Below are 20,002 nucleotides of genomic sequence, written 5' to 3'. Positions count from 1 at the left end.
TGAAGTTCTCAACACGGCGGGTCCGCGCTGGGCGGGGTGGAGTCCTCTGCCCTCACAGTGCGGGCCCGCACTCGTTTTCCCGCCTCGCCGCGGAGGCGATCGTCGAGGTCGTCCGGCGCGAGGGCGTGCTCGGGGATGCGGGTCTTCCGGGTGAAATGCCCGTACTGCACGTTCGCCGGGCGCTCGAGTGGTCTGGGGCACGTCGGATCCCGGAGGGGGCATGGGGGTTTGGCCTGATTCGCCCCGGATTGATTCAAATTTGAAAGCAAGCGGTCTTCTTCGGCCGCTAACCTCGTGTGTGCCAAGGCGGGGGCACGCCTTACCGAGCTCCCGTAGAAACCACTTATCGAAGGAATGACACCCCCGAATGCGAGCTCAGCACATCGCCCCCGAAAAGTCCCGTAATGGAAAGAGCCGTGCTGTTCCGGCGGCCGCCCTGACAGTCCTTGCGGCAACGGTCGTTCTGCCTCAGGGGGCGGCCTTCGCTGCGGACGCTGACGCTGCGCCTTCGGGGGAGGCTTCTGCCGCCGTCGCTTTGAGCCCCGAGCAGCAGGCGAAGAACGAACTCGACGCCGCCCGACAGGAAGAGGAGGCGACGAGCGCTCGCGCGACCTCGGCCGAGGCGGAGGCGCAGGCGCGGGCTCAGGCCTCCGATGAGGCCGCACGCCAGGCCGCCGAGGCCGAGCAGGCCCTCCGTCAAGCTGAAGCCGCCGCTACGGAGGCCGCCGCGAGGACCAAGGCTGCGGAACAGGCCCTGACGGAGGCGGAGAAGCGGGCCGAGGCCACCGCTCCGCTCACCGAGGAGGAGCGCCAGAAGCTCACCAAGGAGATCTCGGACATCGAGTCGAATCTTAAGGAGGAGGAGAAGAAGCAGGCCCTCCTCACCTCCTACGACGGAGTCGCCCAGGAGAAGAAGAAGGAAGCCGACGCCGCTCTCGTGAAGGCCGATGAGGCCGCTGCCCTGGGGAAGAAGGCCGTCGAGGCCGCAGCGAAGGCGAAGGAGGGCGCCGATAAAGCGGTGACCTCGAAAGAAGACGAGGTGGCCTCAGCTGAGAAGGCAAGCCGGAGTGTCGAGGAACGCCATCTCGATGACCTGAAAAAGGCAGTGGCGGACCTGAAGGACAAGAAGGAGAAGACGGCTGCAGAGCTTGCGAAGCTCCGCCAGGACGTGACGAACTCTCGCGCGAACATCGAACTTCGAGCGCAAGAACTCGAGAGCAAAGGACGCGTTCTGGAAAGGATTCCTGAGACTTACAAAAGTCTTGAAGAACTTCGTTCTCAGTTGGAAGAGAGCCTGAAGCTTGCGACAGCTCAATTGGATAAGTGCCAGCAAAGCGGGAGAGAATGCCTCGACGATCGTGCGGAAGTTGGTATCGCAGGAAGCGCGTTGATCGCAGCGCGAGACGGTAAGGAGCTTGGCGCTGTTCGGCAAAAGCTCCTCGCGGAGATTGAAGCTTTGCGAGAAGAAGTGGATCGCGCCTCCCAGCAGCTCTCTGAGCAAGAGAAGAGCCTCCAGGTTCTCGAGGCGGAGGCGAAAGAGACGGAGGCTCAGCTCGTCGATGCTCTCAATAAGGAGAAAATGGGTGAGGAAAGGCTGAAGACGCTCGAAGATATCGTTGCCCGAGATCCTCGTGTTATCCAGGCCAAGGCGACCCTCGAGAAGGCCAAGGCCGCCGCTGAGCAGGCGAAGACCGAGGTCGAGCGCCTTGAAAAGGAGTCGGCGGAGAAGAACAAGACCGCGGCCGGCGCCCGGAACCGCGCTGCTGAGGCGGCGAAGAATGCGGAGCAGGCGCGCGCCGAACTCCTTCAGAAGACGGATGACATCCAGCGCCTCAGGGAGGGACTGAAGAATGCCCGCCTCGCTTTGAATGCCGACTCTCCCGAAGCCGTGGAAGCCGCAAAGGCTGCGAAGGAACGGGCTTCGAAGGCTCTCGATGAGGCCATTGCGGCCGGTGAGAAGGCCCGGGCCGACTATGACGCGGCCGCGAAGAAGGCTGAGCAGACGAGGGTCGCCTCGGAAGCCGCCAGGAAGGCCGCCGATGAGGCCGCAGAAGCGGCGAGCGATGCCCGCAAGGCCCGCGATGCCGCCAAGGAGCGCGTGACCAAGGCGAAGGCCGCCTGCGATGCCACCCAGTGCCTCCTTCCGAAGGTCCCCGAGGTGAAGCCCGCCGACCCCAAGGCTCCGGCTGATCCGAAGAAGCCGGAGGCCCCTTCGGCTCCGGCTGACCCCAAGGCCCCTGCTATGCCCGATGCGCCGGCTGATCCGAAGAAGCCGGAGGCCCCTTCGGCTCCGGCTGACCCCAAGGCCCCTGCTATGCCCGATGCGCCGGCTGATCCGAAGAAGCCGGAGGCCCCTTCGACTCCCGCCGAGCCCAAGGCCCCGCTTGCGCCCGAGGCCCCCGCCGCGCCCGCGGGCTCTGCGACCCCGGCGGCGACCCCGGCCCCCACGGCCGCCCAGAAGACCCCCGCGGCCTCGGCCAAGACGAACACCCCGGGCCTCGCAGTCACCGGCACCGACGCTCAGGCCCTCCTCGCCCTCGCCGGTGCGGCGATGCTCCTCGGAGGGAGCGCGGCCGCCATCGCCCGAACCAGGAAGCGCGCCTGAGCTCCCGGCGCGAAGACGAGGAATCCACTCACACAGCGCGCGGCGCCCCTTCGGACCGATCGAAGGGGCGCCGCGCGCCTGCGCTTACACTGGACGCTGTGACTGAACCACTTGTCCTCGGCATCGAATCGACATGCGATGAAACCGGAGTCGCCCTCGTGCGCGGCTGCGAGCTCCTCGTTGACCGAACCGCGACCTCGATGGACCAGTACGCGAGGTACGGGGGGATCATTCCCGAGATCGCCTCGCGCGCCCACCTGGAGACCTTCCTGCCGACCCTGGACTCCGCCCTCGACGAGGTCGGCGTCGGCTTCGACGAAATCGACGCGATCGCGGTCGCCGCGGGTCCCGGGCTCGTCGGCTCCCTGACCGTCGGGATCTGCGCGGCGAAGGCCCTGGCCTCCTCCCTCGGCAAGCCCCTCTACGGCGTCAATCACGTCATCGGGCACCTCGCGGTCGACAAGCTCGCCGACGGACCGCTCCCCGAGCGCTTCATCGGGCTGGTCGTCTCGGGCGGCCATTCGAACATCCTCCTCGTGGAGAACATCGCGACCGATGTGCGCGAACTCGGCGGCACGCTCGATGACGCCGCAGGTGAAGCCTTCGACAAGGTGGGGCGCCTGCTCGACCTGCCCTATCCCGGAGGCCCGCATGTCGACCGCCTCTCACAGGCGGGCGACCTCAGCGCGATCCGCTTCCCGCGCGGCCTGGCCGCGGGCAAGGACAAGGAGCGCCACAAGTACGACTTCTCCTTCTCCGGATTGAAGACCGCTGTGGCGCGCTATCTGGAGGGCGCGCGGGCCTCAGGCGAGAAGATCTCCCCCGAGGACGTCTGCGCCGGTTTCTCCGAAGCGGTCAACGATTCCCTCACCTCCAAGGCCGTGCGCGCCGCCCTCGACAACGGGTGCGGCACGATCGTCGTCGGCGGGGGCTTCTCCGCGAACTCGCGCCTGCGGGCCCTGCTCGCCGAACGCGCCGATGCGGCCGGGATCGAGGTCCGCTTGCCCCCCCTGCGATTCTGCACGGACAACGGGGCCCAGATCGCGGCGATGGGCACCGAACTCCTCGCCGCAGGCGTCGCCCCCTCCGACTGGGACTTCTCGCCGGACTCGGGCATGCCCCTCACGCAGACCTCGATGCTGCCGCGCTGAGGCCCATCCCCCCCCGGCGGCGCGCCCGCTCCGCAGGAGCGATCGGCGGGCCGCCCGAGGATCAGGCGGGCCTTCGCGCGATGATCGCCCGATGCCTGCCCGCGACCCGAGTCGCGATGACGACCGCCTCCCGATCGCCGTCGAGCCTCAGCGACGTGCGCAGCGCAGCGGGGTCGATGTCCGCGCCGCGCTTCTTCACTTCGACCCGTCCGACGCCCAGAGCCCTGAGGGCCGCGCTGATCGCCTTCGCCTTCAAGGGCACGAGGTCGACGACTTCGAACCAGGTGATGAAGGGCGAATCCGTCGGCGCCTCGGCGCTCAGGTACGCGATCGCCTCGGAGATGAGACGGGCTCCGCTGAGCTCGGCCAGGCGAGCGACGAGACCGGCCCGGATCACCGCGTCATCCGGTTCGCCCAGGTAGCGTCCCAGTGCTCCGATCGCTGCGGGGCGCACGGGCGCGCAGGCGGGACGGGCGCCCTCCTCGTCGAGGCGCTCCGCCCTCGACCCCGAGATGACGAGAGCCGAGCGCCCCGGCCCCTCGAGGGCCAGCGGGCCCGTCCAGATCGCCGCCTCGACGAGGGACCCGTTCACGGAGGTCCACTCGACGCGCGCGTCCTCGGGCAGGGCCGCGTGCGCGATGCCGGGGGCGACTTTGACTCCGAGGCTCGGGATCGTCGCGCGCCACGAGAGCACCTGGGACAGGGGAGGGGACCAGGACTCCGGATCGTGAATGCGGGCCCCTCCCCGCGCGGCCCCCGAGCGGCGCGCGGGGTCGGCGAAGAGGGCGTCGACCCCCTGGGCCGCGAGTTCAGTCATGCTGAGTGCAGTGACATCGCCCTGGCGGACCTGCGCCCGGGGGTAGGCCATGAGATTCTCGGCGGCGAGGGCGGCCGTTTCAGCATCGAGGTCGACGGCGAGGACGCCGAGGCCGGCTTCGGCGAGCGCCCTCGAATCCGAGCCGATGCCGCAGCCGAGGTCCGCGACGCGGCTGGCCCCCGCTTCACGGAATCGCCTCGCGTGCTCTCGTGCGACCTCCAGGCGGGTCGCCTGCTCGAGCCCGTCACGGGTGAAGAGCATGCGGGCGGCGACGTCGCCGAGTTTGGCGCGGGCGCGGGCGCGCAGGGCGATCTGAGCGGCGACCGCGGTTGCGAGTGCGGGGTCGACGCCTCGGGCGCGCAGCCTCTCGCCGAGGGCGAGGGGGCGTGCGGCCGCATCCTCCTCATATGCGGCCGAATCGCGCAGGAGACGGCGGCCTTCGGGCGAGCGCAGGAGTTCGGAGGCGGTGGGCACGTGCAGATTGTCGCATGCGCATCGAGCGTTCGGGCGGACGGGGAGGGGGAGGCGCACAGGCTTTGGCACTCGGCTTGCCCGAGTGCCAAAGCGCGCCTATGCTCGGTGGTGAAGCGCGGCCGATGCCGCGATCGGGTTCCTCACCCGACCCCCGCGACGGCGGGCGAGGAACGAGTTCGTTCTTCATCTAGGAAAGGGAGCGACAGTGTCGATCTCCATCAAGCCCCTCGAGGACCGCATCGTCATCCGCCAGCTCGAAGCTGAGCGTACCACCGCCTCGGGTCTCATCATCCCGGACAACGCCAAGGAGAAGCCGCAGGAGGGTGAAGTCGTCGCCGTGGGCCCCGGCCGCATCGACGACAACGGGAACCGCGTCCCGCTCGACATCAAGGTCGGCGACACGGTCATCTACTCGCGCTACGGCGGCACCGAGGTCAAGTACGCGGGCGAGGAGTACCAGATCTTCTCCGCTCGCGACGTCCTCGCGATCGTCGAGCGCTGATCGCTTCGGCGTCTTCGCCTGAGCAGTCCTAAGGGGCGGCGTCTTCGGACGCCGCCCCTTCTCGTTCTCGTCTTCGTCTTCCCGTTTTCAACGGCTCGGATTCACTCAGTGCCCGATTCCCGGCCCGTATCGGCGGCGCTGCCCGCATCGGCGGACGGGAGCGCATCAGTGGAGTGACCCGCATCGGCGGCGCGGCGCGGCCAGGCGAACCAGAGGGCTCCCGCCACTGCGGCGAGCGCGAAGAGGAGCGCCCACGCGGGGACGGACGAGGCGAGGCGCAGCACGGACTCCTCCCACGATGCGAGGCGCGACGCGGGGACCACACCGCCGAGCGGGTTGGACGCCCCGGACCAGCCGAGTGCGATGCCCAGGGCGATGAGTAGCAGACCGGAGACGAGGTTCGTCCACGTGGACTCCCGCCCGAATACGCGCAACGGCCTGGGGCGCAGCCACGCGCGCTCCGACAGGCGTCCCGCCCGCCAGACGAGTGCGAGGAGGCCGAGGGGGACCGCCATTCCGGTCGCATACAGGACCATGAGGAGGGCGCCCTGCCACGGCGAAGCCCCGAACCCCGCCGTGACGAGGATCGCGCCGAGGATGGGGCCCGCGCAGCCGATTCCCGCGAGGCCGTAACCGGCCCCGAGCAGGAGGATCGCCCCCGGGCTCGTGAAATCCCGGGAAGCGCGGCCCGGACGCGCTCCGGGTCGCGCCCGGCGCCGGGGTCGCGGCAGCTCGATCGCCGCCGCCTCGAGGACGCCGAGAAGGATGACGAGGAGCGCGGTCAGGCGCGCGAAGAGGCCGAGGCGCTCGGCGAGGAAAGCCCCGCTCGCTCCGAATGCCGCGCCCAGGGGGACGAGCGCGAGAAGGAGGCCCGCCCAGAAGAGGCCCGTTCGGGCCAGGAGCGCCCGTTTCGATTGGAAGGCGTAGGAGAAGAACGCGGGGAGCACCATCACCGAGCAGGGCGCGAGAATGGTGAGCATCCCGCCGACGAGGGCCGCCAGCGGACTGATCCCGCTCACTTCGCCGCTTCCGCCTGGGCGAGCACCGTTGCGCGGATGACCTCGAGCTCGCGGTATCCCGAGACGAAGGCGTCGCCGATGAACATGAAGGGGGTCCCCTGGACGCCGATCGAGTACGCCTTGGTCTTCGCCTCCTCGACGGCGGCCTTCGTCTCCTCGGCGTTCATCGTCGCCGTGAAGGCGTCGAGATCCGGGACGGCCGCGGCGCGAGCGAATTCGAGGAGGTTCTCCTGGGTGTATTCGGGGTGCTCGCCCTCGCCCGCCGCGGCGTAGACGGCGTCATGGAACTCCCAGAATCGGCCTTGAGCCGCTGCGGCGCGTCCCGCCTGAGCGGCAAGCGGCGAGGTCTGGGTGATCTGGGCGAGGTCGCGCCACTCGATGCGGAGGGTGCCGTCGTTGATGAGGTCGGCGAGCCCGGGTTCGACCTCCTTGGCGAAGAGCGTGCAGTAGGGGCACGCGAAGTCCGAGTAGAGCACCATGACGACGGGGGCGTCGGCCTTCCCGAAGGCCTGGGGGTCGTCCGGATCGCGCCTGGCCTGGGCGCGGATGATCTCGAGTTGGGTCGGATCGGTCGATGAGGGGATCGCGAGGCCGTCCGGGGCCGCGGGAGTGCGGCCCGCGGCGGCCGTCCCAGCGGTTCTGGCGCTTCCAGCGGCGGAGGCGCCGAGGGCGGACTGCGCCTCGTCGAGCCGGGCGTTCAACCTCTGGCGGTCGACGATGAGGACGCCGAGGGCGAGGACGAGCGCCGCGATCACGAGGAGGAGGATCGCGATGAGGGGGGAGCGTGAACGGCGCGCGGGGATCGGGGTTTCGGACACGGGGGTTTCTCCATGACAGGGGACTCTTCCCCGCCAGTCTGACATGGAAAGGGCGGGGGCGCTCCAGCAGCGCCCCCGCCCGGGGGAGTCGAGGGGGTTCAGGAGGCCCTGCGGGTCCTGGAGGCCGAGCGGATCTCTTCGCGGCGCTCCTCCTCGGTCATGCCGCCCCAGATCCCGTAGGGCTCCTGCGCCGCCAGGGCGTATTCGCGGCACTGGTCGATGACGGGGCACTCGGCGCAGATGGCCTTCGCGTTCGCAGCCCTGCGACGGCGGGTCGAACCGCGTTCGCCCTCGGGGTGGAAGAAGAGCTCGGTGTCGAGGTCGCGGCAGGCCCCGTCGTACTGCCAGTCCCAGGCCTCCATCATCGGGCCGGGGAGTCGGGAGACGTCGGTCATAGGGCACCTCGCATTCGGCAGACGCTGCCGGGGACTCTCCCCGTGCGACCTCGTTCAGCCTAGGTTATTGCGCGCAAGTTGTTCAAGAGTCGTTCACATATTCCAAGGAGATTCTCAGACTCAAGGCTCAACCTGGGAGAAGGCTGAAATTATGGGTGGAAATCCTGGGAATCGAACCTGAATAAGAGATGAACAAGAAGATTCACCGCCTCGAAGAGCCATGCCCGCGTTCAAGTGGCGAAGCCGCCTGCAAGGCGCAACAATCACACAGTGAAGGACACCGGGAGGGAGTCTCCCGGTTCCGCCGCGATATCACCGGAGCCGAGACCGACACGCACGAGGAGGGGAGCGATGCCGAGGACGCATCTTCAAGCGGCATCATCCGCCGTCGAAGCGCCCCTGACCGTCACCGCGGTGTCGATGCGATTGGGGATCTCCCCCTCGACCCTGCGCACCTGGGAGCGCCGCTACGGCCTGGGCCCGGGGGAGCGGCGCGCAGGATCCCACCGCCGCTATCTGCCCGCCGACATCGCCCGCCTGGCCAAGATGGTGGATCTCGTCCACGCGGGAGTCTCCCCATCGGACGCCGCGGCCACCGTCCTCTCCCTCGCCGACTCCCTTCCCCCCGAGGAGGAGCCCCCGGCGCCCCATTCCATCCAGGACCTCGTCGAGGTCTCCTGCCGCTGCCGCTCCGCCCAGCTGAGGAGGGTCCTCGAAGCCGCGGTATCGACCGAGGGCCTCGTTCACACCTGGAGCAGACTGGTCGCCCCCGCCCTCGATCGTCTTCGCGCCGTCCAGGACGGCGAACTGCCGGGCTGCGCGCCCTCGACCGTGCTGCGCACCGCCTTCCTCGACCTCCTCGCAGCGGTCGCGGACTCGACCCCGCCCCACGAGGGCCCCGAAGACTCCGTCGTGATCCTCACGGATCTCGCCCACGAGGTCGGCGCGCACGTCGTCGGAGTCGCCCTGCGCTGGTACGGGATCGATGCGCGCGTGCTCGCGAGCGAATCGATCGAGGGCGAGGCGGGCTCCGAGCGCTTCAAGCGCTTCCAGGACGCCCACCCCGTCACCCTCGCCATCGTCATGGGCACGGGCACCAGCTGCGAGCGCTTCATCTCCTTCCTCGCCCAGGACTGCGATCTCGACGTCCTCCTGGTCGGGGCCGATGCCCCCCTCGTCGTCGACGGTCGCGTCCTGCGGGTGAGGACCCCGGCCGCCTGCGTCGAAGAGACCCTGGCCGTCCTCGCGCCCGGTGCGGACATCGCATCCTTCGACGCCTGAGCCGTGGACGCATTCGAGCCGCCCACCCCGACTGCTCCCCGGTGCTACCGTAAAGTCAGCAGGAAGCCCTGAGCCTTCCGCCCCCATCGCACGCGACGACGCATTTCGGGAGCCGACATGAGGACACCCTGGAGGGAAGAGGCCCTACTCGACGCCTTCGCCGAGGACTTCGACGCCCTCGTCGGATTCGCCTCCGCCTCGCGCTGCCCCGGCGGATTCGGCACCCTCGACGCCGAGGGCGTGATCGAAGCCGAGGCCCCCATCGAACTGTGGATCACCTGCCGCATGACCTACGTCTTCACCCTCGCCTCGATGCGGGGGATCGAAGGAGCGGCCGAACTCGCGCGCCACGGCCTCGAAGCCCTCGCGGGGCCCTTCCACGACGACGAGCACGGCGGCTGGTACTCGGCCCTCGTCCCCTCGGGGGACGCGCCGGTCGAAGGCGCGCGCAAAGAGGCCTACGCCCACGCCTTCGTCATCCTCGCTGCGGCCGCAGCGACCTGCGCGGGATTCGAGGGCGCGCGGGCCCTCCTCGACGAAGCCCTCAAGGACCAGGACCTCCACTGGTGGGAGCCCTCCTTCGGCCGCGTGAGGAACTCCTGGAACCCGGACTTCAGCGAGTGCGAAGCCTACCGGGGCCTCAACGCGAACATGCATACGGTCGAGGCCTATCTCGCCGCATGGGATGCGACCGGTGAAAGGATCTGGCTCGACCGGGCCCGCGAGATGTGCCGCTTCGTCGCCGACCTCGGCGCGCGCTTCGGATGGCGCCTCCCCGAGCACTTCGGACCCGGATGGGTCGTGAAGCCGGAGATGTTCGCCGACAACCCGGCCGACCCCTTCCGCCCCTACGGGGCCACGCCGGGGCACGGCTTCGAATGGGCGCGCCTCATCCTGCACACCCGGGCCGCCCTCGTCGCCATCGGCGATGCGCCCGGCGCATGGATGATCGACGTCGCCCGCGAACTCGTCAATCGCGCCGACTCCGACGGCTGGACGGACGAGGGTGTCGGCGGCATCGTTTACACGACCGACTTCGACGGGCGGCCCGTCGTTGAGACCCGCATGCACTGGGTGGTCTGCGAAGCGGTGAACGCCGCCTGCGCCCTGGGCGTCGTGGATGAGGAACGGGGCGACGAGGAGCAGACCGGGATCCAATCCGAGCGCTTCGCCCGCTTCGTCGCCTGGGCGGATCAGTACCTCCACGAGGCCCCGGGCCGCTGGATTCACGAGCTCGGCGGCGACGGCGCGCCTTCGACGACGGTCTGGGCCGGAAAGGCCGATGCCTACCACCTCGCCCAGATGCTCCTCCTCCCCCGAATCGCCCTCGCCCCCGGCTTCGCGGCCGCCCTCGCGAACGCCTGAGGCCCGTGCGGGCCCGCGGCCCCCGCCCTCGGCCGCGAGACGTGGGACGGGCGGACGGGCGGACGGGCGGCTCCGACGTGACGCTCCCCACTCAAGGGCGCCCGAAGCCGCTCCCCGGTTTCCCGGTGCGGGCGGCGGGCGCCTAGACTCGGCTCATGGGCGACTTTTCTGCGAATGATCCCTTCGGCCTGACAGGCCTCACCTACGACGACGTCCTTCTTCTGCCCGAGCTCACCGATGTCGTGCCCTCCACGGTCGACACGACCTCGCGCCTGACGAAGAAGATCTCCCTCCGCGTCCCCCTCCTTTCGGCGGCGATGGACACGGTCACCGAATCCCGAATGGCGATCGCCATGGCCCGTCAGGGCGGCATCGGCATCCTCCACCGCAACCTCTCCATCGAGGACCAGGCCCAGCAGGTCCGCCTCGTGAAGCGCTCCGAATCGGGGATGGTCGAAGACCCGGTGACCGTCGGTCCCGGTGCGACGATCGAGCAGCTCGATGAGCTGTGCGGCCACTACCGCGTGTCCGGACTGCCCGTGGTCGGGGAGGACGGCGCTCTCCTCGGCATCATCACGAACCGCGACCTGCGCTTCGTCCCCCAGGCCGAATGGTCCGCCCTGACGGTCCGCGACTGCATGACCCCCCGCGAACGCCTCGTCACCGGGCACGTCGGCATCTCCCGCGAGGACGCCAAGGCCCTCCTCGCCGAGCACCGCATCGAGAAGCTCCCGATCGTCGACGACGACGACCGACTCACCGGCCTCATCACCGTCAAGGACTTCGTCAAGACGGAGCAGTACCCGAACGCCACGAAGGATGAGCGCGGACGCCTCGTCGTCGGCGCGGCGGTCGGCTACTGGGGCGATACCTGGGAGCGCGCGACCGCCCTGGCGGAAGCGGGCGTTGACGTCCTCGTGGTCGACACCGCGAATGGCGGGGCGAAGCTCGCCCTCGACATGATCCGGCGCATCAAGTCCGATCCGATCTTCGCCGGCGTCGAGGTCATCGGCGGGAACGTCGCGACGACCGAGGGCGCTCAGGCCCTCATCGATGCGGGCGCGGACGCGGTCAAGGTCGGCGTCGGACCGGGCTCGATCTGCACGACGCGCGTCGTCGCCGGCGTCGGCGTCCCCCAGATCACCGCGATCGCCCTGGCCGCGAAGGCGTGCGGGCCCGCGGGCGTCCCGCTCATCGCCGACGGCGGCCTCCAGTACTCCGGCGACATCGGCAAGGCCCTGGTCGCCGGCGCGGACACGGTCATGCTCGGCTCCCTGCTCGCGGGCTGCGAGGAGTCCCCGGGCGAGGTCGTCTTCACGAACGGCAAGCAGTTCAAGCGCTACCGCGGCATGGGCTCGCTCGGCGCGATGAGCTCGCGCGGCCGCAAGTCCTACTCGAAGGACCGCTACTTCCAGGCGGACGTGTCCTCGGACGACAAGATCGTCCCCGAGGGCATCGAGGGGCAGGTCCCGTACACGGGTTCGCTCGCCTCGGTCGTCTACCAGCTCGTCGGCGGTCTGCACCAGACGATGTTCTACCTGGGCGCCTCCTCGATCGCCGCGCTCAAGGCGAACGGGCGCTTCGTCCGGATCACCTCGGCGGGCCTTCGCGAGTCGCATCCGCACGATGTGCAGATGACGAGCGAAGCGCCGAACTACCACTCCTCGGGCGCGAAGGGCTGAGACCCTGAGCGCATGGCCCCGCCGCCCGCGGTTTCGACCACGGCAGCGGGGCTATTAGTATGGTCAGTGATGACGGTCACCCTCGCGTGAACATCGTCCCGTTCCACTGCCGACCACGGGAAGGCGAATCCCATGCTCATGCTCATCGACTACGCCAACGTTCAGGCGATTCAAGAGACGCTGACCTACCTTCCGGTGGATGGGGTGACGACGAACCCGACCATCCTGTACCGCGAGGGCAAGGAGCCGCTCGAACTGCTCCATCAGATCCAAGAGGTGCTTCCCGAGGGCGCCCAGCTCCATGTTCAGCTCGTATCGGAACGCGCGGCCGGCATGGTCGAAGAAGCGAAGGCCCTCCGTTCGGAGATCCCCGGGAACCTCTTCGTGAAGCTCCCCGTGACCCGTGAGGGCTTCGCGGCGATCCCGCGGATCGTCGCCGAGGGGATCCAGGTCACGGCGACGGGCATCCACTCCTCGATGCAGGGGTTCATGGCGGCGAAGGCGGGCGCGCGTTACGTGGCCCCTTACGTCAACCGCATGGACAACTTCGGCATCGACGGCGTCCGCGTCGCCACGGAGATCCACCGGACCCTGAAGTCCTACGGCATGGAGACCGACGTGCTCGCGGCCTCCTTCAAGAACTCCGAGCAGGTCCTCGAACTCGTCCGTCAGGGCGTGGGCGCGATCACCGCGGCCCCCGAAGTCCTCGCGGCCCTCATCAAGAACCCGGCGACGGACGCCGCGATCGCCGAGCAGAACCGCCATTTCGAGATCCTCGTCGGGGAGCGCCGCACCTGGAAGGACATCATCGAGACGCGCTGAGGCCCCTGGCGGGACTGCGGAGCGCCCCGCCCATGCGGCGGACTACCGGGAGGGCGCGTCGGCCGAGAGCATCGGCCAGGACGGGTCGATGGAGGACTCGCGCCCCTGCTTGCGCAGGTACTCCGTGAGGCCTTCGGCCCACTCGCGGTGCCACCGGGCCTGCGCGGCCTGGAGCTCGTGCGCGTCGAGGCCCTGCAGGTCCGTGTGCTTGGCGGCCATGGCGGCGAGCACGTCGAGGGTCATCGCCACGTCGACCTCGGCGGTGTGCGCATCGGGCGAGGCTTCGACCCCGTAGGCGGGGGCGACGAGGGTGAGGGTCTTCTTCCCCTTGCGGTAGCGCTCGAAGTGGCGGTCGAGGACGAGGGGGTCGATGATCGGCCCCGCCTCGCGGCCGAGCCGCTGGGCGAAGGTCCCCAGCCCGTGCCGGGCGAGCTCGGCGTCGACCAGCGTGAGGTCGTAGGAGGCGTTGAAGGCGACGACCGGATAGCCCCTGCGCCAGTGCTCGACGAGGGTCGCGGCGATCTCATCGAGGGCCTCTTCGACGGGGCGCCCCTCGGTGCGGGCCTTCTCGGTCGAGATGCCGTGGACGGCGGTCGCCGTCGCGGGGATCTCGACTCCCGGGTCCGCGAGCCAGGTGTGGACCCGGTCCGGTCGACCGCTGTCGATACCGCCCATCCTCAGGACCAGGGCGCAGGTGACGAGGCGATCCTTGGAGGGATCGACGCCCGTCGTCTCCGTGTCGAATCCCAACCAGGGCATGCGCAACCAATTCGCCGTCTCGTTCATGCTCCTAGTGTGCGCCATGGGAGGGGCGTTTCCGTCCGCCCTCGTCCCCGGGTCCCCGATGCGGCCCTCTCCTGGCGCGTCCGCGTCGAATCCCGCTCTTCGGCCCGCCCGTGCCGATAGGATCGGCGCGTGAGCAGTGAAGTCGAGATCGGACGGGGCAAACGGGGACGACGGGCGTACACGCTCGATGACATCGCGCTGGTCCCGTCCAGGCGCACCCGTGATCCTGAGGACGTGAACGTCGGCTGGCAGATCGACGCCTACCACGTGGACATCCCGATCATGGCGGCGCCGATGGACTCGGTGATGAGTCCGGACACGGCGATCGCCTTCGGCCGCCTCGGCGGCATCGGCGTCCTCGACCTCAACGGCCTGTGGACTCGTTACGAGGAGCCCGAACCGCTCCTCGAGGAGATCTCGCGCCTGGGCGAGGACGAGTCGATCGCCCGTCTCCAGCAGGTCTACTCCGAGCCGATCAAGCCCTCGCTCATCACCGCCCGGCTCAAGCAGTTGCGCGAGGCGGGCGTCGTCGTCGCGGGCAAGCTGTCGCCGCAGCTCACGCAGCGCTATTGGCGTTACGTCGTCGATGCGGGCGTGGATCTCTTCGTGATCCGCGGCTCGACGGTCTCCGCCGAGCACGTGTCGAGCCGCGCCGAGCCCTTGAATCTCAAGCGCTTCATCTGCGAGCTGGACGTCCCGGTGATCGTGGGGGGAGTGTGCACGGACACCGCCGCCCTCCATCTCATGCGCACGGGGGCGGCCGGGGTCCTCGTCGGTTTCGGCGGGGGAGCGGCCCACTCGACGAGGCGCTCGCTCGGGGTTCACGCGCCGATGGCGACGGCGATCGCGGATGTCGCCGCGGCTCGGCGCGACTACATGGACGAGTCCGGCGGCCGCTACGTCCACGTCATCGCCGATGGCGGGATCGGCCGTTCGGGGGACCTGACGAAGGCGATCGCCTGCGGCGCCGACGCGGTCATGCTCGGAGCCGCCCTGGCCCGTGCGAGCGAGGCGCCGGGGCGGGGGTGGCACTGGGGTTCGGAGGCCACGCATCCGGACATGCCGCGCGGGCAGAGGGTACACGTCGGCACCTCGGGAAGCCTCGAGCAGATCCTCTACGGCCCTTCGACGAGGGCGGACGGCTCTTTGAACTTCGTCGGCGCCCTGCGGCGCGCGATGGCGACCACGGGTTACTCGGAGGTGAAGGACCTGCAGAAGGTGGATGTGGTCGTCGGCCCGTACCATCCTTCGGGCGGCTGAGGCTTCCGATCCTCGCGGGCCCGTTGGGGCACGGAGGGGCCGGTCGTGCTGCGGGGCGCGGCTCGTCGGCTCCGCGGAGTACGGGTGCGCGTGCGATGCTCCGCCTTCCGGGGTGCGGCGCGGTGGCGAGAATATGCCAATCTGCGTCGTTGCGCCGAAAAGCTGCGGGATGCCTCCCGGGTAATCTTCTCAAACCCTCCTTTAAGCGCTACATTTGTCAATCCCAACCTTATCGATGTGTAAAGAAGCCTGTCTCAGGGTCGGGAGGACCGCAATGCAGCGGGGCAGTGAAAAGGAGAGGAACAAACAAGTGCGCGCACCAATACGAAGAGGGGCGGTGAGTGCGGTAGCCGCTATCGCCCTCGCGACCATGCCCTTGACCGCTCACGCCGTCGACGCTCCGGACGGACTCGCCTCCGGATCGCCCGAGGCCCCCGTCGCCTTGGCGGATGAAGCCGCGAACACCCCGGAGACCGCAGCGGCCCCCGGGGACGAGGGCGCTGCAAGCACCGCGGAAGCGGGCGCCGCCCCCGCGGGGACTGACGCCGATGCCCCTGCGGCCGCGAACGGAGCCGGCGCTGAAGCGACCCGATCCGATGAGAAGGCTGAAGAGCCGACGGCCGCCGACGGCGCGAACACCGCTGAGGCCCCGCAGTCCGCCCCTGCGCAGATGCGGGCTCCCGCCGGCGGCACCACCGCCTCCGGTCAGCCCCTCACCCCCATCACCGAGATCCAGAAGACCGGGAAGGGCGATGATTCCGCCCTCTCGGGCAAGAAGGTCTCCGCGCGCGGAATCGTCACCGCCGTCTACGCCCACGGCGAGGACGGCCTCAGTACGACCCTGAGCGGCTTCACCATCCAGACCCCGGGCAGCGGCGGCGCCTGGGATCCGAACCGCGCGGCCTCGGACGCCCTCTTCGTCTACGTCGGCAATAAGGGCTTCACCATGCCCGCGCCGAACCAGTGCGTCGATGTCACGGGCACCGTCGGGGAGTATCCCAAGACCGACAAGAAGACGCCCGCGGAGACCCTCAGCCTCACGCAGCTCGTCCCGACCGAGATCAACACCGTCAAGGACTGCCAGCCGGTCACGCCGACGCCCCTGAGCCAGGTCCCCACAGTCGCTCAGATGGAGGCCCTCGAGTCGATGCTCGTCAAGCCCGAAGGAGCCTGGACGATCACCGACAACTACAACGCCGGCACCTACGGCACCCTCATGCTCACCCCCGGGACCGAACCCCTGAGGGCCGCCACCGACGTCGTCGCGCCGGGCGAGGAGGCCAAGGCCTACGAGGCCGCCAATGCGGCCAAGCAGATCGCCCTCGACGACGGTACGAACACCAACCTCGCGCCGCGCGACAAGAACAAGGCGAGCGAGCTCCCCTTCGCCTACCTCGCGGACGGCGCCTCCGCCCGTGTCGGGTACCGCGTCGACTTCGCCAAGCCCGTGATCCTCGACTCGAGGAACAAGGCCTTCGTCTTCCAGCCGACGAGCATGGTCGCCGCCCACCCCGATCGATCGCCCGTCACCATCACCGGTGAGCGCCCGAGCGCCCCCGCAGTCGCCGGCGACATCCACGTCGCGACCTTCAACGTCCTCAACTACTTCTCCGACCTCGGCGAGGACGAGGCACGATGCAAGGGCTACCCGGACCGTGAGAACAAGTACGTCACCGCGAAGAACTGCAAGGTCCGCGGCGCCTACTCCAAGGAGGCCTTCTCCAACCAGCAGGCCAAGATCGTCCTCGCCATCAACGCGCTCGACGCCGACGTCGTCGCCCTCGAGGAGATCGAGAACTCGCATGCGGTCCTCGGCAAGGACCGCGATGAGGCGCTGAAGAATCTCGTCGACGCCCTCAATTCCGCAGCCGGTGAAGGCACATGGTCCCTCGTGCCCAGCCCGAAGACCGTGCCCGCCGATGAGGACGTCATCCGCATCGCCTACATCTACAGGCCCGCCACGGTCAAGACCGTCGGCGAGTCCGAGATCCTCGACGACCCGGCCTTCACGAAGCTCGCCCGTCAGCCCCTCGCCCAGCGATTCGCGCCGGTCGAGAAGGACGGGAAGAAGGGGACGGAATTCGTCGTCATCGCGAACCACTTCAAGTCCAAGGGCTCGGTGCCCAAGGGGATGGAAGAGGGCAACACCGACAACGGCGACGGCCAGGGCAATGCCAACGCCGTCCGCGTCGCCCAGGCCACGGCTCTCGCGAAGTTCGCGGAGAAGTTCTCTGATGCGCCGACCCTGCTCGTCGGCGACTTCAACTCCTACTCGCAGGAGGACCCGCTGAAGGTCCTCACCGCTGCCGGGTGGACGCGCGAATCGGGATCGACGCACGCCTCCTACGTCTACGGCGGACGCTCCGGATCCCTCGATCACGTCTTCGCCAACGCCGCGGCCCACCCCCTCATCGCCGAAGTCGGCTCCTGGGCCCTCAACGCCCAAGAGCCCGTCGCCTTCGAGTACTCGCGCGCCAACTACAACGCGACGCTCACCTTCGAGAAGGACACCCCCTTCCGCTCCTCGGACCACAATCCGGAGATCGTCGGGCTCAAGGTGTACGAGGACGCGCCGCAGCCGCCCGCCGGCCCCGTCACCCTCGACCTCTACAACCTCACCGACGTCCACGGCCACATCGAGCAGGTGAAGAAGAAGGAGAAGATCATCGAGGCGGGCCTTCCCGCGATGAAGTGCTACCTCGAGGACGCGAGGGCGAAGAACCCGAACTCGTCCTTCACCCTCCTGGGCGACAACATCGGGGCTTCGCCCTACACCTCGGGCTCCCTCAAGGACAACCCGACGATCGCCGCCCTCAACACCCTCAAGCCCCTCGCCTCGACGATCGGGAACCATGAACTCGACATGGGCCAGGCCGTCTTCAAGCAGCGCGTAGACGGTTCCAACCCCTCGGAATACGTTCAGGTCGGCTTCCCCTACCTCGGCGCGAACGTCGAGGGCATGGGGACCTGGGGAGAGCAGAAGCACCCCTACCTCGGCGAGTACAAGGTCTGGGAATCCCCCTCGGGCGTCAAGGTCGCCTTCATCGGCGCCATCGCCGAGGACGTCCCCTACAAGCTCGCCCCGGGCACCACTGAGGGCCTGGTCTTCACCGATCCCATCGCGAAGATCGACGCGCTCGCCGCGAAGATCAAGGAATCCGGCGAGGCCCAGATCGTCGTCGCCATGCTCGACGACGATGTGAAGAACAACTACCCGAAGGTCGGTGCGAACGTCGACGCCATCATGGGCGGCGACACCCACGTCCCCTACGAGTTTGACAAGGTCGACTCCGCCGAGAAGCTCGATTCGAAGAACCCGCTCCTGGCGGGCATCGCCTCGGGCTCCTACACCGACAACCTCGGGCTCGTGAGGATCTCCTACGACCCGGTCGAGAAGAAGGTCCTGTCGGCCGACTCCATCCTCATCCCGGCGGCGAAGGTTGCCGAATGCGGTGAGGCCGAGGACACCAAGGCCGTCGTCGACAAGGCCGTCGCCGACTCGAAGGAGGCGGGCAAGAGGGTCGTCGGCACCGGTTACACCGAGACCTTCAAGCGCGGCGTCTTCACCGCTCCCGGGGGCAAGACCGATCCGGGATCGAACCGCGGCGTCGAATCGAGCCTCGGCGACCTCGTGGCCGACGCGATGCGCGAGACGATCACCACGACGGACGGCAAGCCGGTCGACTTCGGCATCATCAACGCCGGAGGCCTGCGCGCCGACCTCGTTCCGAACGAGGACGGCACGATCACCTACGCCCAGTCCTACGCCGTCATGCCCTTCTCGAACGAGCTCGGCTACGTGACCCTGAGCGGTGCCCAGGTCAAGCAGATGCTCGAGGAGCAGTGGAAGACGAACCTCAACTCGCAGAACTCGCGTCCGATGCTCAAGCTCGGAATCTCCGAGAACGTGCGCTACACCTACGATCCGAGCGCCGAGTTCGGCAAGAGGATTACCTCGGTGACCATCGACGGCGCGCCCCTCGATCCGGGGAGGAATTACACCATCGGATCGGTGACCTTCCTCCTCGCGGGCGGCGACTCCTTCGACGCCCTCAAGGCGAACGGCCCCGCGGTCAACACCGGTCACCTGGACCGCGACAAGTTCAACGAGTACCTCGGGAAGCACTCGGGCCTCAAGCCCCGCGCCCTGAAGTCCTCGATCGGCGCGACCCTGCCCTCCGAACCCGTCAAGGACGGGGCGACGGTCAAGGTCGAGCTCCGCGGCCTGTCCTTCACCGAAGGGCCCTCCGTCACCCAGAAGGTGAAGGCGCGCCTCGGAGGGGAGTTCTCCGAAGCGGAGGTCGACAACTCCCTCCTCGAAGAGCACGCCTCCGATGAGGCCTCGGTCATCACCACCGACGGCGCGGGCCGCGCCAGCGTCGAGGTCGTCGCCAAGGGCGTGTGCACCTCCGGCGAGCCCGGTGAGATCGTCGACGCCCCGCTGATCGTCGAGACCGACTTCGGTCGCGTGATCGACGAGACGGCCGGACTGAGCGCGAAGGTGATCTGCGAGGGGAAGCCCGCCGGGCCGACCGTCAGCGTGGATCGTCCCGAAGCGGCTCAGGGCGAGAGCATCGAGATCCTCGGCGAGGGCTTCGTCCCCGGCCACTGGGTCCGTGCCGAGCTCCACTCCGACCCGATCGTCATCGGAAAGGCCAAGGCGGACGAGAAGGGCGTCGCGCGCTTCACGCATCGCCTCTCGGCCTCGACTCCCGCCGGGGATCACACGATCGTCCTCGTCGATGAAGATAACGGTGCGGTTGCAAAAACCGCTCTGAAGGTTCTGGCGAAGACGGATGCGGGGACGACGCAGCCCGGAGGGGGCAACCCCGGAGGCGCGAACGCCGAGGCGACGAAACCCGCTTCCGCATCTGCGGGTTCGAAGGGCTCTTCACTTGCGAAAACGGGCCTCGTCGGGGGAACCCTGCTCTTCGCGGTGCCGCTGCTCCTCGTCTCAGGGCTCGTTCTGAGAAGCCGCAAGTCGGCCTGACCACTCCGTCGGGGGCCGGAATCATCCGGCCCCCG

At 68.8% G+C, this 20,002-nt stretch carries 14 protein-coding genes; 9 read left to right on the top strand and 5 right to left on the bottom strand.

The features are described from left to right. Window positions 1–367 precede the first annotated feature (367 nt). Together HD592_RS11955 and tsaD are read left to right on the top strand one after the other, a co-directional pair. Window positions 368–2,605, top strand: a complete 2,238-nt coding sequence (locus HD592_RS11955; protein WP_221437874.1) for a coiled-coil domain-containing protein — start codon at window positions 368–370, stop codon at window positions 2,603–2,605. 98 nt (window positions 2,606–2,703) lie between these two features. Next, window positions 2,704–3,756, top strand: a complete 1,053-nt coding sequence (gene tsaD, locus HD592_RS09465; protein WP_184453659.1) for a tRNA (adenosine(37)-N6)-threonylcarbamoyltransferase complex transferase subunit TsaD — start codon at window positions 2,704–2,706, stop codon at window positions 3,754–3,756. Between the two features lie 61 nt (window positions 3,757–3,817). Here the strand turns inward: tsaD and HD592_RS09460 are convergent, their stop codons facing one another. Continuing rightward, entirely contained in the window at window positions 3,818–5,047 is a 1,230-nt protein-coding gene (locus HD592_RS09460) for a THUMP-like domain-containing protein (RefSeq protein ID WP_184453657.1), read from the bottom strand. A gap of 205 nt (window positions 5,048–5,252) precedes the next feature. On the opposite strand from HD592_RS09460, the gene groES reads away from it, so the two are divergent. Then, entirely contained in the window at window positions 5,253–5,549 is a 297-nt protein-coding gene (gene groES / locus HD592_RS09455) for a co-chaperone GroES (RefSeq protein ID WP_184453654.1), read from the top strand. Between the two features lie 101 nt (window positions 5,550–5,650). Here the strand turns inward: groES and HD592_RS09450 are convergent, their stop codons facing one another. The 3 genes from HD592_RS09450 to HD592_RS09440 all read right to left on the bottom strand — a co-directional run bounded on the left by HD592_RS09450 (window position 5,651) and on the right by HD592_RS09440 (window position 7,781). Next, entirely contained in the window at window positions 5,651–6,568 is a 918-nt protein-coding gene (locus HD592_RS09450; RefSeq protein WP_184453652.1) for a cytochrome c biogenesis CcdA family protein, read from the bottom strand. Next, on the bottom strand, window positions 6,565–7,386 hold the full coding sequence (locus HD592_RS09445) for a DsbA family protein (protein WP_320658425.1): 822 nt from the start codon (window positions 7,384–7,386) through the stop codon (window positions 6,565–6,567). The genes HD592_RS09450 and HD592_RS09445 overlap by 4 nt, the downstream gene beginning before the upstream one ends. A 98-nt stretch (window positions 7,387–7,484) precedes the next feature. Beyond that, a complete protein-coding gene (locus HD592_RS09440; RefSeq protein ID WP_184453649.1) occupies window positions 7,485–7,781 on the bottom strand; it encodes a WhiB family transcriptional regulator in 297 nt (98 codons plus the stop codon). A 351-nt stretch (window positions 7,782–8,132) separates the two neighbouring features. Between HD592_RS09440 and HD592_RS09435 the strand changes: the two genes are divergently transcribed. The 4 genes from HD592_RS09435 (at window position 8,133) to HD592_RS09420 (ending at window position 12,931) form a co-directional block, all read left to right on the top strand. After that, window positions 8,133–9,062 (top strand): MerR family transcriptional regulator, encoded by a 930-nt coding sequence (locus HD592_RS09435; protein ID WP_184453647.1) that lies wholly within the window; start codon window positions 8,133–8,135, stop codon window positions 9,060–9,062. 117 nt (window positions 9,063–9,179) lie between these two features. Beyond that, window positions 9,180–10,427: an AGE family epimerase/isomerase gene (locus HD592_RS09430; RefSeq protein ID WP_184453646.1), complete on the top strand. Its 1,248-nt coding sequence runs from the start codon at window positions 9,180–9,182 to the stop codon at window positions 10,425–10,427. A 155-nt stretch (window positions 10,428–10,582) separates the two neighbouring features. Further along, a complete protein-coding gene (gene guaB / locus HD592_RS09425) occupies window positions 10,583–12,109 on the top strand; it encodes an IMP dehydrogenase (protein ID WP_184453644.1) in 1,527 nt (508 codons plus the stop codon). A 132-nt stretch (window positions 12,110–12,241) separates the two neighbouring features. Next, entirely contained in the window at window positions 12,242–12,931 is a 690-nt protein-coding gene (locus HD592_RS09420; protein ID WP_184453642.1) for a transaldolase family protein, read from the top strand. Window positions 12,932–12,973: 42 nt separating this feature from the next. On the opposite strand, the gene HD592_RS09415 is transcribed toward HD592_RS09420, so the two are convergent. Then, window positions 12,974–13,717 carry an exonuclease domain-containing protein gene (locus HD592_RS09415; RefSeq protein ID WP_246430011.1) on the bottom strand — a complete coding sequence of 248 codons (744 nt, stop codon included), beginning with the start codon at window positions 13,715–13,717 and terminating at the stop codon, window positions 12,974–12,976. Window positions 13,718–13,846: 129 nt separating this feature from the next. Between HD592_RS09415 and HD592_RS09410 the strand changes: the two genes are divergently transcribed. After that, the gene (locus HD592_RS09410) at window positions 13,847–14,977 is read left to right on the top strand and encodes a GuaB3 family IMP dehydrogenase-related protein (RefSeq protein ID WP_184453638.1); all 1,131 of its coding nucleotides are present in this window, start codon (window positions 13,847–13,849) and stop codon (window positions 14,975–14,977) included. Between the two features lie 370 nt (window positions 14,978–15,347). Further along, window positions 15,348–19,967, top strand: a complete 4,620-nt coding sequence (locus HD592_RS09405; protein WP_184454620.1) for an ExeM/NucH family extracellular endonuclease — start codon at window positions 15,348–15,350, stop codon at window positions 19,965–19,967. Window positions 19,968–20,002 lie beyond the last annotated feature (35 nt).

The organism is Schaalia hyovaginalis (assembly GCF_014208035.1).
Lineage (GTDB): Bacteria > Actinomycetota > Actinomycetes > Actinomycetales > Actinomycetaceae > Pauljensenia > Pauljensenia hyovaginalis.
The sequence above is the reverse complement of the archived record's forward strand: the minus strand, read 5'-3'. Positions and strand labels throughout refer to the sequence as shown.

What these genes read in the sequence shown, in the direction of transcription:
- HD592_RS09415 (WP_246430011.1), bottom strand. Translation starts at nt 13,717, where the DNA reads ATGAACGAGACGGCGAATTGGTTGCGCATGCCCTGGTTGGGATTCGAC.
- guaB (WP_184453644.1), top strand. Translation starts at nt 10,583, where the DNA reads ATGGGCGACTTTTCTGCGAATGATCCCTTCGGCCTGACAGGCCTCACC.
- HD592_RS09405 (WP_184454620.1), top strand. Translation starts at nt 15,348, where the DNA reads ATGCCCTTGACCGCTCACGCCGTCGACGCTCCGGACGGACTCGCCTCC.
- HD592_RS11955 (WP_221437874.1), top strand. Translation starts at nt 368, where the DNA reads ATGCGAGCTCAGCACATCGCCCCCGAAAAGTCCCGTAATGGAAAGAGC.
- HD592_RS09435 (WP_184453647.1), top strand. Translation starts at nt 8,133, where the DNA reads ATGCCGAGGACGCATCTTCAAGCGGCATCATCCGCCGTCGAAGCGCCC.
- HD592_RS09420 (WP_184453642.1), top strand. Translation starts at nt 12,242, where the DNA reads ATGCTCATGCTCATCGACTACGCCAACGTTCAGGCGATTCAAGAGACG.
- HD592_RS09440 (WP_184453649.1), bottom strand. Translation starts at nt 7,781, where the DNA reads ATGACCGACGTCTCCCGACTCCCCGGCCCGATGATGGAGGCCTGGGAC.
- HD592_RS09430 (WP_184453646.1), top strand. Translation starts at nt 9,180, where the DNA reads ATGAGGACACCCTGGAGGGAAGAGGCCCTACTCGACGCCTTCGCCGAG.